Origin of the sequence: Hathewaya limosa (assembly GCF_030815255.1) — a bacterium.
Lineage (GTDB): Bacteria > Bacillota > Clostridia > Clostridiales > Clostridiaceae > Hathewaya > Hathewaya limosa.
On sequence record NZ_JAUSWN010000016.1, the window covers coordinates 60528 to 75896 of the forward strand.

Consider the following 15369-nt stretch of genomic DNA (forward strand, 5'->3'; position numbering starts at 1 on the left):
AAACAAACCCTACTGAAAAAGCCCTTAATAAGTTCTTAATATATATTATTAAAAACATTATATTTATTATGTATTAATTGCAAAAAGTGAATAAAAAATTTTTTATTCACTTTTTGTATTCTTTCCAAAGCTATACATAAATACCACTCAGAAAGAGTGGTATAAAATACTATTCTATCCTAAAACTTTATTTAAAATTTCTAATAATTCTTCTCTTGAAGTCTCTCTAGGATTCGCTGTTGTACAAACATCTTTAAGAGCTGCACTTATAATTTCTTCTTTTGCTGCTTCAGCCACGTCCATATCAGCACCTTGTTCTCTAAATGTAACAGGAATCATTAAATCTTTTTGAAGTTTCACAATAGTTTTAATTAAATTGTTTACACCAATATTTGCATTTGGAGCATGTAAATTTAATAATTTAGCAATTCTTTGATATTTCTTAGCTGCTATACCGTATTCAGCATTAAAAACTTCTTTACTTAAATTAGCATTATATTCGATTACATGTGGAAGTATTATTGCATTACTTCTTCCATGAGCAATATGTAATTTTCCACCTACCGCATGAGCTAAACTGTGAGTAATTCCTAAACCTGCTGCATTAAATGCCATACCTGCAAGACATGATGCATTATGAAGTTTTTCTCTTGCTACTAAATTATTACCATCTTCATAAGCTTGTGGTAAAAATCTAAAAGCTAAAGTAAGAGCCTTTTCTGCAAGTGCATCTGTAAAATCAGTAGCATTTTTTGATACATAAGCTTCTAATGCATGTGTAATTACATCCATTCCTGTATCAGCAGTTATAGCTTTAGGTACAGACTTTACTAATTCTGGATCAAGAATAGCAACTGTAGGAAGAAGTGATTTATCTGTAAGGGCATATTTTAATCCCTCTTGTTTATTTGTAATTACAGCATATTCAGTTACTTCTGAACCTGTACCGCTAGTTGTAGGAATAGCATAAAAATCTTCTATAGTAGAAACTCCACCATTAATTTTTTTAGCATATTCTCTTATAGCTTTAGCTCCATCAATTGCAGAACCTCCACCAAGAGCTATTATAACCTGTGCATCACAACTTTGTAACTTTTGAATACCACTTGCAATAATTTCTACAGATGGATCAGGCTGAATACCACTATATATAGCTACTTCACAACCCTCAAGTTTTTGTTGTAATCTTGCAGCTACACCTGAAGTTTCCATAAACTTATCACATACAATTAATACTCTTTTATTTTTAATTTCACATAGTTTATCTAAGGAACCTTCTCCAAAACAAACTTTTGTATTAAGACTAAATTCTTTCATAATATAATTTCTCCTATTCTTTAAGAATACTAAGATTATGAATGAATAAGGTATTCTGTCACTTAAATATAAAATCAACACACAATTATAACAATCTAAACTTTTTATAATAAATTATTTTCAACTTATTATATCATATTATATGAAGAATACAATAGATTTGTGTCAAACCATGTCGACAATGGTATTAAGGGACTAACCTTAAGAAACCTAGTTTTTTACTGTGTTATGTTTAAAGAACATCTTTTTAAAATTTATTTTTCAAAATGTAAATAAACTATGAATCTTCCTTTACTACAATATTTTAAGGAACTAAATATATGCTTAGTTCCTTAATAAATATCTTTATCCTAAAAACATTTTTATATCTTCATCTACTGTTCCAATTCCTGCTATTCCGAAGTTATCTACTAATACTTTTGCTACATTCGCAGAAAGGAATGCTGGAAGAGTTGGTCCTAGGTGAATGTTCTTAACCCCAAGGTGTAATAGTGACCATAATACTATTACAGCCTTTTGCTCATACCATGATATGTTATATGATATAGGAAGTTTGTTTACATCATCTAGTCCAAACACTTCTTGAAGTTTTAATGCAATAACAACCAATGAATATGAATCATTACATTGTCCTGCATCAAGTACTCTTGGAATACCACCAATATCCCCAAGATTTAACTTATTATACTTATATTTTGCACATCCAGCAGTTAATATAACTGTATCCTTTGGAAGCTTTTCTGCAAATTCAGTATAGTAATTTCTTGATTTAGCTCTACCATCACAACCAGCCATTACAAAGAATCTCTTTATAGCACCGGTTTTAACTGCATCTACAACTTTATCAGCAAGAGCTAATACTTGATTATGAGCAAATCCTCCTATAATTTCTCCTTTTTCAATTTCAGTTGGTGCTTGACATTTTTTAGCCATTTCAATTAATTCTGTGAAATCCTTATTTCCATTTTCATCTACTTCAATGTGTTTACAGCCTGGCACACCTGTTGCCCCTGTAGTAAATAATCTATCTTTATATGAATTTCTTGGAGGAATCACACAATTAGTAGTCATTAAAATTACTCCATTAAATTTTTCAAACTCTTCTCCTTGTTTCCACCATGCATTTCCATAGTTACCTGCAAAATGAGAATACTTCTTGAAAGCTGGATAATATTGGCCTGCAAGCATTTCACTATGAGTATAGACATCTATTCCTGTTCCTTCTGTTTGTTCTAATAACATTTGAAGATCTTTTAAGTCATGACCAGAAATTAATATTCCAGGGTTATTTCTAACTCCAATATTAACCTTTGTAATTTCAGGATTTCCATAAGTTTCTGTATTTGCTCTATCAAGTAAAGCCATTGCAGTAACCCCATATTTACCTGATTCTAAAGCAAGTGCCACTAAGTTATCCGCAGATAAGGAATCATCTAATGTAGCTGCTAAAGCTTTAGCCATAAATCCATGAACCTCTTCATCATTATATCCTAAATTCATAGCATGCTTCATATATGCTGATAAACCTTTTAATCCGTAAATTATAAGTTCTCTTAAACTTCTTATATCTTCATTCTCTGTAGCAAGTACTCCAACACTTTCAGCTTTTTTATTAAATTCATCTATGCTATTTGCTGTCCAAACTGCAGCTTCAGGTATTACCACTTCATTTGATTGCATTCCAAATAATTTTTTGAAAAAGTTACTATTTTCTTTAGACTCTCCTATTTTTCCACCAAGTCTTAAAACTTTAGTTTTTAATTCTTCTCTTAATTTTAATGTTTCTTTTACTCTATCTAAAAGGGCTTCTCTATTAAAATTGGCATTAGTAATTGTAGAAAATAAATTTTCAGTTATATATTTATCTACATTATTATCAATTAATCCAACTTGTCTTCCCTCATTACTTACCACCGCTAATCCTTTAGTTACATATACTAATAAATCTTGTGCTTTTGCTACATCTGCAGTTTTACCACATACCCCATTTACAGTACAGCCCTTTCCACATGCAGCTTCTTGACATTGAAAACAAAACATATTTGCCATAAATTTATCCTCCTAAAATAATTACTTGTTATTTGTATGTGATTATTATATTATATCTATTAAGAGAATTCGGTATCTGTAGATACAAAAAGGATAGTGATTAAATGATAGAATCATATATTAAAATAATCAAAAATTCTCCGCTATTTCACGGAATAAAAGAAGAAGACATTATTTCTATGTTACAATGCTTAACCCCTAAAATACATAGTTTCGGTAAAAATGAATGTATCGTAAACTCTGGAGAGGAAATTAATAAATTCGGTATAGTATTAGAAGGTGAGGTCACAATTCTTAAAGAAAATTCAGAAGGAAATAGAGTTATTATTTCTGTCATAAAAAAAGGAGATTTATTTGGAGAAATGTTGGTATTCTCAAGCCGTAAAATTTGGCCTGTAACAGTTATGGTACAGAATTCCTGTAAGGTTTTGTTTCTTACAAACTCTGACCTTATAGCTAGATGCGGAAAGATGTGTCCATGGCATAATGCTCTACTACAAAATTTTATTAAAATAATATCTGATAAAGCATTAATATTAAATAAAAAAGTTGATTATCTTTCAATAAAAAGTATCCGTGGAAAAATTGCTACATACCTATTAGAACAGTATGAGAATAATCCAAGTAATAATATAATTTTACCTTTAAATCGCAATGAACTTGCTGATTTTCTAAATGTATCTAGACCATCTATGTCACGAGAAATGAGTGGGATGAGAGATGAAGGTATAATTGATTTTCACTTATCCACATTCAGAATAAAAGATATGGAAGCATTGAAAAGTTATTGCAAATAAATAAAAGAGGCTAAGCCTCTTTTATTTATTTCTGCTACAACAATCTATATTTTTTCTATTTTATTTATACCATTTTCTTTTCTACTATATTTATATTCTGTACTGCTTTCACTTAAAAATCCCTGGATCCATGAATCTTTTAAATAATGATAGATTTCAACATCTCCACCTACTCTATTCCAATATTCTTTATGTATGTCTCTTGTAGTCTTCCATGCGATTATAGTTTCACTGTTTTCAATTACCTCATTCACCCTATCACATGGCATTCCTTCTAACATATAATCATAAATTAACTTAAAAAATTCCTGTGGTAAACATTCATTTATTTTTAGCTCTTTCATTATACTTGATCCATTTTCATAAAAACTCTTATCCAATTCCTCTTTCTTAACAACATTATTCTTTAACAGTACAGTTATAACATAAGCTAAACGACTTTCTACACTTATTATTCTTTCCTGAAGCCAGCCATGAATATTGGAATGCTCTATTTCATTTTCCAATTGACCCCTTACTGGTAATCCATATAATGAATAGCTTTCATTTAATAAAGTTTCACTATTATACCCATTACTTTTCGCTAAATTAATAATGTCTTCTATAAACTTTTCATGTAATTGAATTTTATTATATAACCAATAATGAATTTTCCCTAAAAATGCACTCATCAAATTTTTCTCCTTATTCTATAGAATTATTTAATGCCTTAATAATTTTTTCAACTCTAACTTCTTATATTTAATTATAACCTTATCTTTATTTATATTCCGTATCCATAGATACAAAATACATAACAATAAAAGGACAAACCACTTCTTATCTAAAGTAGTTTGTCCTTTTATTAAATCATTTTATTTAAGTATTTATTACAAAACTTATATCTCTTTATGAATGATATGTTTTATGTTATCTGAAATACATTTTAATTCATCTTTTATAAATGTAGGTTGTATAGGTTGTTTTTCTAACTCATTAATATCAAACCATTTAAATATCAACTTTTTATCATCCTCAATTCCTTTTATCTCTTTATGTTTGTAAATCTCAGATTCATCACAGAACTTTATCATATAATACATTGATATTTCATGATATTTTTCATTTTTAATTTCAAAAAAATTCTCTACAACCCAAACTAATTTTTCAACGGTTATCTCTTCACCTAATTCTTCTAAGAATTCTCTTTTTATTGTTTCTATAGATGTCTCTAAGAGTTCACACCTTCCCTCAGGAAGTGCCCAAAACTCATATTCTTCAGGTTTGTGTAATAAAACTTTATTATCTTTAATTGCAATTCCTACATTTCTATAGTTAAATCTTATACCATCTTCTTTTATTACTATCATTTTCTTCTCCCTAGTATTTAAACTCTAAATTAATCCGGATTTAATGTTAGTATTCTTTTGAATATTTATAAATATATTTTCTAAAATACTTCGTCTAAATTTATTAAGTACAAAAACTATAAATACCCGTTTATTTAAATATATAAACTCTGAAATTATCTTCTATGCCATCAGAGTCACTTAATAATTTTTGAAAATCAAATTTGCTAATATTATAAAAATCATACCCTGCTTCTTTACATAAGAAAACATCTTTCATTGGTAAGTTTCCTACTTGTTCATTCTTCTTCAAAACAGCTTCTTTTGTATCTGCTAATACACAATCAAATCTTCTTATTACTGTTAATGGTAATATTACCTCACCATATTCATGTGGCTTATATACTCCTGTTAATTTATCTGCTATAGCCCAAATCAAATTGGCTTTTTCATTTATATTAAAACCTATACTCATTTATGCATCTCTCCTGATGTTTGTCATTTATTAGATTTAATTATAGCATGATCTATACATATTTTTCATAATGCAGTTTAAATTATTAGTATGGATTTATTGAAATTTTTCCTAAAAATTTTATTTGTATCTATCATCCTCATCGTAACTATTCTTATAATATTTATTTTCTTGCTTGCTTAGCCGCTTCTTCACGTTCATCCAACTTTGCATTTACAATGAAATGATAAATTTTAAAATCTGTATTATCTTCTGGATTTTTATGTAACGTTAAAGCTACATTTTTCATTTCTTTTAATTCCATAATATTGCCTATAACTTCAAAATATTTTTTATTATCTTTTTCAACAAAAAACTCTCTTAATATTTTATTTCTCTTTTTAATTAATGTATCTAAGTTTACTTTCTTATTGAAAAGTATAATAAATCCAAGCTTTGTATCACACTTCATATACCCTAATAATTGTTCTAATTGTTCTTTAAACGTTGCCCATTTTTTATTTTCCCCAATACCAAGAACATTATAAACATTGTCTATATATGTATAAATACAAAAATCTAATTCTCCTATACTTTTCTTAGCAAAACCACTAGGCATTTCTCTTGCTACTACTATATTTTCTCTTCTTAAAGAAGCTTGTATAATATTTCTAATATCATCACTTAATTGTGTTTCAGACATTTTCTTTAACTTTCGAGGATTGTTCTCAATCATTTTGATCGCATTATATATTTCTTTTACTACAAGCTCTTCATTATTATGTAATGGTAATATACTATGTTTTTCAGACAACCTACTTTTTAATTTTTCGTACTCCTCTTTTTTATCTGGTGGCATTAATGGCATATATTCATCAATTTCTTCAATACCCATATGTAAAAAGTTTCTTGTTAAATCAGTATAGTTATTTACATCATCGTGTAATAGTTTTAAAATATTATTAACCGAAGCTTCCTTGAAATCAAAATCTTCAAAACACAAATCAATAAAAATACCTGGAGATTTAATTTTATTGATTAGTAATCTTTCTTCTTCACCTAAACTGTTATATAATTCTTTATATTGCTTTTTATGTGTTTTAACTGTATATGTTAAGTCAAATCCATCGTTAGTACTATCAATAATAAAATCAATTATTTCATATAATACTCTCTCGTATAAAGGAGATAACTTATGAATCATATCATCTTTCCAATAATAAGATAGCGTATTTAATACTTCTATACATTTATCTTTTTCATCTCTCATATGCCAAGGAAATACTGTTGCATATATTTCCTCATAATCTAAATTTCCACCTATCTCAATAAAGTCTTCAATTACATCTCCCAAGATAATATTAACAAACCTTTTAAAATTCCATGAATTCGAATCAGTATATATTTCTATCATTACTATCACCTTATTCTTTATTTTTGTATACTACACACCCATTATATTACATATATTTCCTGGTAACAATGCCCTTGTATTTAAACAAAAGAAATAGCACTTACCTGAATAAATGCTATTTCTTTTACCACTTTTTAAGTTTCATTTTAATTAATTGTGTAAGTTAACTATATTTTCTTTTTCCATGTTTCCTAACCCCATATCAAGAAACGTATATCATTTTTACAATTTTCTAACCTTAGCTATACCAATACGCCTATTTATATTTCCTTTTAAGACTAACCACAGTTTCTAAATGTGGTGTTTATATTGAGTAAAGTTTGTACTCATATGCCTCTTTTAAACTTCATTAGATGAGCCATATTTACTATGTTCAAGTTTGCCTAATTATCTAATGACCCATTCATAAATCCTAATGAAACCAACAACATAAATATTGAAGTGACAACTAAGCAAAATCCCTCTGAAAAACCAATAAACTTGCTAAAAAAAGCATAAATAAGAAACAAAAATTGAAACGCCATTACACAAAAGCTTAAATATAAAATAAAGTATGCCGTTGACCATGTATCTTTTTTCCCTTCTACAAATCCATATATTACAGAAGAGACAACAAAAACAATGATACAGAAAATAATATAATGATTCATCATTTCTACTGTTCTGCAATATTGTACGTAGAATACAAATATACCCAATGCACTTCCGTATTCCCACCATTTTCTAAATTTACTCTTTTGAAACTTACCAATTAAAAAAGCTACTGATGTAAAAATAAATATCCATACAGCAATTTTATTTGCTATAAACGAATCCAAAAATAAAAATTTATCAGCTCCTAATGTAATATGTAGCGCAATATCTTTTGCAAACGCAGTCGCAAGAAAAAAACCTAAAACAATTGCAAAAACTCTTCTAACACCACTTGCTACATTAGTTCCAACAGTACCTTTTGCCTTTGGTGCTGTATTGTTTTTCCTAACCTTTGTTTCGACAGGTTTTACATCATAATCAATTTGTTTAACTTCTTCAACTGCTTGACTGAAATCAGGCAACTTCTCTATCGTTTGGTCATAAACCTCTTCTGATTTATATGCAACATTTCCGTCCTTAGACAAAATAGGCGTATCAATAACAGACTTAACTGCTCCTGCAAGTGCCCTTGTTACTGCAATTAATTTCAAATCTTCTTCTGTAAAATCTTCAGATGTCAATTTTTTCTTAAAAATAGTTCCTTGTTTTTTCTTGATTACACCCGCTAATAAACCGGAACATTCTGAAAACATACCATTAAGATCAGCAAGTAAGCTATTAAACATCTCTGATCTGTCCGTTATTGCTCCACATAATGTCTCAGATACTTTCATTTTCTCTGAAGCTACCTCAGCCTGAGCATACATCGTATTTGCCTTTTCTAAATTCTCATCAGCTTTCATACTTGCAGAAATACCTGTAAACAAAATAACTGGTGCAGCAACCGCTGCCAAAGGAGTCATCGCTGCTCCAAACGATAACGCAGAACCAGCAATACCAGCCGCAGCACTAACCTCACCTGCTAACAATGCACTTCCGGCCGTCGTTAATCCACCTGTCACAACTGTAAGTGAACCACTCGCAGCTAAAGCTACCACTGCCCCGGCAGCTGTTCCAGTCGCTCCACTCTTTATTGCAGATGAATATATATCTGTCATTTTTTTTAATTCAATAGCATCCTGTTGATCAATAGTAAAATTGGAAATTTCATTAATTCCAATCGATTCTGTAACTTGAATATGTTTTACTTTATCATATGAATTTAAGAACTGTGTCATTGATGTATCAAGCGTATTCTTTTTTGCATATCCTAATTTTAACAGAGCTTTTTCTGTTTTATTTTGAGCTTGTTCAAGAGAATATTTAGCATTATTATACAAATCTTGAGCATCTTGTGATACTCTCTGTGCTTTTTCATTTGTTTCTTTTGCGCTTAAGTGTCCTCCAGCTCCTAAAACACCAGCAGCAATTCCTAAACCTGCTAATAAAAATGGTATTGGCATAACACATTCCTCCTATAAAATATCAATTGAATCGTCCTTTAGAAAACTTTTAAATTCCTCAATTGTCTCATAATTCACCTGACCACCCAATTTTCTTGTAATCTGATTTGCACTCGCAATCATTTCCTCTGCATCTCCAGACTGATATGCAAATCTCATGGTTGATAATGCTGTATCAAAACATTCTCTATATTCCTTAAAATACAAGTCCAAATATGATTCAAGTTCTGCTCTAAATGCTTTGGTCTGTTCCGCTGCAACACGACATTCATCAATAATACGCATTCTTTCTTGATGTTCTAATTCTCGTGTCTGAAGTGTATTAATAAGATTATTATAATATGTACTTGTTAGCATAGATCCTACTAATGCACCTACCGCGCCACCAACAATAGGAATTGGAATTAATGCTTGTCCAAGAGCCATTGAATATCCCATTGTAGCCATATTTAGTCCCTTATCTCCAAGTTCCAGTAAACATTGCTGGGTTGTTATTTCACCTTCACCCCACCTTTTTAAATTATCACCAGTCGCTATAACAGCAGTGATAACTTTTCCTGGAACATTTGATTTTGCGAGGCTCTGAACAAATTGGGAAGAAGAATTAGATAACAAATGAGACACAACTGTTAATCCACTACCCATTGCATATCCGGTTACTGCTGCTTTTCCACCGTCTTTTATTGTATCAGTTATCCCTTCTTCTCCACTCTTTTCTCCTTTTACTACCGAAACAATATTCATGATACCACCCATTGTCAATGCAGTAACTCCTGAATTTTGTGCACTAACTTTGCCTGCTTCGTGTCCTGTTTTCACAAGATTTTTAACCGCCGAACTCCTCAACTGATTATTTATTGATTGCTCAGCCAATTCTCCATCTTGAATAGCCTGTTTTCTTCCTTCTTCGGTTACCTCTACACCTTTACTTCTAAGATACTCTTCATCCCCAACATAATCCTTATTTGTACGACTTCTCTTTGAATTATTAAATTTTCTTGATGCAACTCTAATATTATCATCACTACTCGCCGCTGATTTAATATCATCCATCGTATTCCAAGCATTACCTTTTGTGTCCTTGTATATCTGTTCCAGTGGTTTTACATGGTCACTTTCTGCAAGATGCTTTGTCCATTCATCTCTATATAGTTTTTTTGCTTCTTTTTTTGTTAATACTAATTTGTCCCCTGTATAAGGATCTATTACTTCTCCACCGCTTTTAAACAGGGTTCTTTTTGCATTAATCTTTGCTGCACCACTATCATATAAGGTTCTATTGCCCATATATGTATCTGGTTTTGCAAATGTTTCGGCTGCTTGTTGTGTCATAGTTTGGGCTGTTTGCGTTGCAGCATAACCTGCACCAATATTCGCAAACACATTTTCCTGTTTTCTACGTTCTTCATCAGTTTCAATAATCTCTGTTGAATCACTCTTTTTCCTTTTTAAAAACTTAAACATAGCTCAACCTCCAACTAATCAAGGATAAGGTAATTTATTCTATTCTGGAACGAAATATATTCATTCAAAATCATCTCACAGTCATTGGCAAATCCTTTATTCAATTTAAATACTTTTTCCATATTTACCACTATTTTTCTTTCATTATCATCGTAATTATTATCCGCCATAGCTAATCCAATAGCCTCAAAAATAATAATCTTCTTTATTCTCTCATCTGATATTTCACCAAGGCTTTTTATTGTCTCCTCCAAAGATTTAATATTTTCTTTCTTTATTGGTGATATATTCATTTCTCGACAGTAGCCTTCTATTGTTGCTTTTTCCTCATCACCAAAATCTCCCTCTGCCAAAGCTAATCCATGGGCTAATGATAAAAATAATTCTTTTTCTTCACTATTCAATATTGCTAGATACATCTTTTTTCCTCTCTTTCTTTAATCTTTCGCATGCCTCGTAATTTAATTTATAATATTGTTCCTTCGACATCGTTTCCTTATAATACCTTTCATATGTCTTATCCACATTGCATTTTTCTGGTCTATTCTCATAAATAGAACATAACTTGATATTACAATTAAAGTATCGACAAACTCCATCACCTCTATCAAGGTCGCTATACAATGGTGACATTCTTAAATTCATACAACATAAACCACAACAATCACATTTAAACATATCTTCTTTTTAATAATACCAATCGTACTGGACAAAACCTGTCATTCAGAATCTTTTTTACGCTAATTTTTATATTCGCCAAAAGTAATTCTCCCAGTATCAACTGGAATTTTCCACTCCCTTCCTAATTTTGCTGTCCCATCAATCTGTTCATTGAAACATATAGTTCTAACTCGTCGTGATGTAAAATTCCATTTTTTCCAAATATCATTGATTCATAAATATCCGTTGATGATATTCACCTTAAAAACAAAAAAACATTGCTACTAATAGCAATGCTCCTCAACGTGTAACTGTCTGCCATATATTAACGTATACCCTCTAGTTTTGGGTCACACTCTTTCAGATGCTTTGCCAAATAAATTAATTATATTTTTTATTCCTCTTGCGAGATTTTATGAATGAATTATTAATAGCAAGTTAAATCTTACGGTCTCATAAGCACCTAATAGGTTCAAAATTTACCATATATTATACTCTTCTACCACTTATCAGTATACAAAATTCATTCTTATTTTACAATATATTATATTCTACAAAATTTTCTATTTTTCGATAAAACAAGCCAATCAAAGTGACTACCTATCACTTCAAGTGTCTTTTTTAGCTCATCTATTCAATTACAATCTCAATCTCAGTTCCATCAAGCAAAGTTACAATAATCTTCTCTCCATCAAACACAGTCATCTTCTCTACTATCATAAAAAATAAATCCACATCAAATTCTTTTATTGGCTTTACATTCTTTAAAATATCTATGAAAGCTTGGTATAAAACCTTATCATCTATATGTTTGTTATCGCAACCTTTCTTACCTTTTTCTATATATCTTTTATTGCATCTCCAAACAATTCTCCTGCGTATATAATCGCTGGATGCCTTTCCTCAACATAATACTGTGGAACTTCCCCATTGTTTTCTGCCCTTTTCTTAGTAAGAAAATCTACTGTATAAGTTTTTTGCAGTATGACATTTCCTCTATATTTTTTATTTTTTTAATATCCCTATCATAGTACTTTCATACCATTTATCCTTTATAATAGAAAGCTATCCTTGCTGAGCTAAATCCTCAAAATCATATCCTGGAATATGATAACTAGCAGCTTTTTTTACACAAAATTTTTATATTTATTAATGAATTTAAACTATCATTACTATTTTTGAGCTATATATGCAATAAATGAAAATCTATTTTTTTTACTAGAATATGTTTGTTTCATTATTCTTTTTTCCTTATAAATAATTTTTAAATTATTAAAGTATTTATCTGCCTCATCATCTTCATAATATGAGTGAATTACACTTCCTTCACCTTCGTCTTGAAGAAATTCTCCGTTATTTACTTTATTACCATTTCCATGATATTAATATTTTCACTCAAACTTCACACATAAAACAAAGCTAAAAAGTTTATAGTCTCATTGCAGATACATAGCTTTCCATACTATCTTTTCTAAACTATTATGCTGACTATGTGGTTCTCAACACTGTGGATATAATTCTTATACATAAATTGCTGCTATTCATAAACTACTGAACGACGATTTTCAATTAGAATTTTATTCTTATTTTCTTTTAGGTTTTAATGATATTCCTTTACTAAAAGCAGAATGATTACTATCTCTTTCAGATGTTATAATTTTCATTCCTTTGGAAATGGGCCAATGAACCCCTATTGTTTTATCATTCCAAGGAATACCACTTTCATCTTCTGGATGATAATAGTCAGATAACTTATAAGCAAATTCAGCCGTATCAGAAAGGACTAAGAAACCATGTGCAAACCCCTCTGGAACATATAACATATTTTTCTTTTCAGCTGATAAAATAACACCAAACCATTTACCACATGTTTTAGATCCTTCACGAATATCAACTGCCACATCAAAAACTTCACCACTTGTGACACGTACTAGTTTTCCTTGCTGATATGTTTTTTGAAAATGTAATCCTCTAAGAACTCCTTTTTTAGACATTGATTGATTTTCTTGAACAAATTCCATATCAAGTCCAGCTTCTTTAAAATCTCTAGAATTGTATGTCTCTAAATTATAACCTCTTTCATCTGAAAATATTTTAGGCTCTATCGTATAAAGTCCTTCTATATCCAAACATCTTTCAAACTTGAATTTTCCCATTTTTGACCTCCATACATTGAATTAAATTCCGTGTTTTTATTATTTTTTCATATTATTACAAAACATCCTATAATTATTTATATATTTATTATAAACTACTTTTACTGAATATTTTGTAATATTATGTACTCTTTTCATTTTTTTCATGACAGTTTTTTTGTATTTTTAACTTAAAAATAATCGTTTTTATATTTTTAATTTGCTTTCTAAAATCCGTGAATCCGCAGGCTATATAAATATGGTCTGCACTGTCAGCTATGTTCTTTAACAGATTGAAGCTATAGCAGCTAAAACTTCTCCTATAGCTTCTTTGGGCATTTCTATTTTAGCTCCATGAAAATGTAATATGATCGGATTTTCGTTAATAGTTTTATAATTTTTAGGATCTAAAGTAACCTTAGCTCATTTTATATCATCACAGTTTTCTTCTTTGTATAATTTGTTTATCCAATAGTTATATTAGCTAGCACTAACTTTATTTTATTTGCACCATGAAATTATTTTATAGTTGTAGGTTATCTCTTAATCCCCTAAGAATACTTGGACAATTGCTTTTAAATTAGATATAATAAAAAAAGTAATTGGAGGTAACTTATTAGAGGCAGAAGTTATACAAAAGATTTAAAAGAATCAATACTAATTTGGGGTAAAAAAATAGCCTACTATAAATATAATAAGCTATCTTTGCATTAATTAAGTTATTTTATTCTAGAAATATTGTTCTAACTCTTCTATTGAATTCAATTCAAATATATCTGTTGCAATTAACTCTATTGTTTCTTTTGGAAGTGCTTTTATTTTTTCCTTATATCCATTAGGTAATTTTTTAAACTTTTTCATTAGCTGTTTAATCAAAAGCTCGGCTTTTCCTTCATCTTTACCTTTTTCAATTCCTTCTTGTATTAGACTTTTACCTAGTTCAGTCATTCTCAATTCCTCCTTTACTTTTTCCAAATCTTTTCCGCTTAAAAATTTATTTGCAAAAGCATACAGTATTGATTCCACGTCATATTTATAATCATTGTTTATATCTTTTACTATGTGTATAGCATTAATTATTTTATCAGCTATTCCTATCTTTCCAGCCATAATAGGGGTGAATGTTAAGGATATTATATCTTGTTTTGTAATCTCAATTCCAGATTTTATTTTTTCTACAATATTATTATATATTTTATCTCCATCTTTACTAGCCATAGATATTGAATTAACTTTATATTCATTTATTCCAGTTTCTAAAGTATTACCTGGATTTTTTATGTTACCTGAATAAACAACATATGTAACTGCATCTTTTCCAGTCTGATGGCTTAGAAGTGCTTCATAAGCTCTAAATCTTCTTAAATCTGTTTTTCCTTTATTAGTTGTTTGAAACTCAAAATGTATAAAAGTATCATCTTCCATTAGGAAAGTATAGTCCATAAACATATTTTTGGTTTCTAAAACTACTAACTCTGTCGGTCCAAGTTCCTTAACTTTTTTGTTTATACCAAAGAATTTTAGTCCTTCCTCCGCAAAAAGATCCATAGCTCTTTTCATGATTAAATCTTCATAATTCGTAGGCTTCATTAGTTCACCTTCCTAGCTCCTTAATTATACCTCTATTTTAATTCATTAGTAGAAATAGTTCAAATAAAAGTAATTTTATTTTTGTTTATATTTCTATACCCAAACCTCATTAATCCTAACTTCCA

14 protein-coding genes are annotated in these 15369 nt (G+C 29.5%); 1 reads left to right on the plus strand and 13 read right to left on the minus strand.

Annotated elements, in window-relative coordinates:
• Window positions 1-174: 174 nt before the first annotated feature.
• Both QOZ93_RS09920 and hcp read right to left on the minus strand, forming a co-directional pair.
• Complete coding sequence (locus QOZ93_RS09920) at window positions 175-1317, minus strand: 1-propanol dehydrogenase PduQ (RefSeq protein WP_307356127.1); 1143 nt, start codon at window positions 1315-1317, stop codon at window positions 175-177.
• Window positions 1318-1662: 345 nt separating this feature from the next.
• Entirely contained in the window at window positions 1663-3366 is a 1704-nt protein-coding gene (gene hcp / locus QOZ93_RS09925) for a hydroxylamine reductase (protein ID WP_307356128.1), read from the minus strand.
• Window positions 3367-3470: 104 nt separating this feature from the next.
• On the opposite strand from hcp, the gene QOZ93_RS09930 reads away from it, so the two are divergent.
• Window positions 3471-4163 carry a Crp/Fnr family transcriptional regulator gene (locus tag QOZ93_RS09930; RefSeq protein WP_307356129.1) on the plus strand — a complete coding sequence of 231 codons (693 nt, stop codon included), beginning with the start codon at window positions 3471-3473 and terminating at the stop codon, window positions 4161-4163.
• A gap of 44 nt (window positions 4164-4207) precedes the next feature.
• Here the strand turns inward: QOZ93_RS09930 and QOZ93_RS09935 are convergent, their stop codons facing one another.
• The 11 genes from QOZ93_RS09935 to QOZ93_RS09990 all read right to left on the minus strand — a co-directional run bounded on the left by QOZ93_RS09935 (window position 4208) and on the right by QOZ93_RS09990 (window position 15244).
• A complete protein-coding gene (locus tag QOZ93_RS09935; RefSeq protein WP_307356130.1) occupies window positions 4208-4834 on the minus strand; it encodes a hypothetical protein in 627 nt (208 codons plus the stop codon).
• A gap of 207 nt (window positions 4835-5041) precedes the next feature.
• Window positions 5042-5512, minus strand: coding sequence for an NUDIX hydrolase (locus QOZ93_RS09940; protein ID WP_307356131.1), 471 nt, complete (start codon window positions 5510-5512; stop codon window positions 5042-5044).
• Window positions 5513-5642: 130 nt separating this feature from the next.
• Window positions 5643-5966, minus strand: a complete 324-nt coding sequence (locus QOZ93_RS09945) for a type I restriction-modification system subunit M N-terminal domain-containing protein (RefSeq protein ID WP_307356132.1) — start codon at window positions 5964-5966, stop codon at window positions 5643-5645.
• Between the two features lie 163 nt (window positions 5967-6129).
• Complete coding sequence (locus QOZ93_RS09950; protein WP_307356133.1) at window positions 6130-7359, minus strand: hypothetical protein; 1230 nt, start codon at window positions 7357-7359, stop codon at window positions 6130-6132.
• Window positions 7360-7742: 383 nt separating this feature from the next.
• Entirely contained in the window at window positions 7743-9395 is a 1653-nt protein-coding gene (locus QOZ93_RS09955; protein ID WP_307356134.1) for a hypothetical protein, read from the minus strand.
• Window positions 9396-9407: 12 nt separating this feature from the next.
• Window positions 9408-10727 carry a hypothetical protein gene (locus QOZ93_RS09960; protein ID WP_307356135.1) on the minus strand — a complete coding sequence of 440 codons (1320 nt, stop codon included), beginning with the start codon at window positions 10725-10727 and terminating at the stop codon, window positions 9408-9410.
• Window positions 10728-10873: 146 nt separating this feature from the next.
• Window positions 10874-11278, minus strand: coding sequence for a hypothetical protein (locus QOZ93_RS09965; RefSeq protein ID WP_307356136.1), 405 nt, complete (start codon window positions 11276-11278; stop codon window positions 10874-10876).
• Window positions 11256-11537 carry a CxxCxxCC domain-containing protein gene (locus QOZ93_RS09970; RefSeq protein ID WP_307356137.1) on the minus strand — a complete coding sequence of 94 codons (282 nt, stop codon included), beginning with the start codon at window positions 11535-11537 and terminating at the stop codon, window positions 11256-11258. Before QOZ93_RS09970 ends, QOZ93_RS09965 begins: the two co-directional genes overlap by 23 nt.
• 612 nt (window positions 11538-12149) lie before the next feature.
• The gene (locus QOZ93_RS09975) at window positions 12150-12401 is read right to left on the minus strand and encodes a recombinase zinc beta ribbon domain-containing protein (protein WP_307356141.1); all 252 of its coding nucleotides are present in this window, start codon (window positions 12399-12401) and stop codon (window positions 12150-12152) included.
• 701 nt (window positions 12402-13102) lie between these two features.
• A complete protein-coding gene (gene rfbC, locus QOZ93_RS09985; RefSeq protein ID WP_307356138.1) occupies window positions 13103-13675 on the minus strand; it encodes a dTDP-4-dehydrorhamnose 3,5-epimerase in 573 nt (190 codons plus the stop codon).
• Between the two features lie 708 nt (window positions 13676-14383).
• A complete protein-coding gene (locus QOZ93_RS09990; protein ID WP_307356139.1) occupies window positions 14384-15244 on the minus strand; it encodes a DUF4351 domain-containing protein in 861 nt (286 codons plus the stop codon).
• Between the last annotated feature and the right edge of the window lie 125 nt (window positions 15245-15369).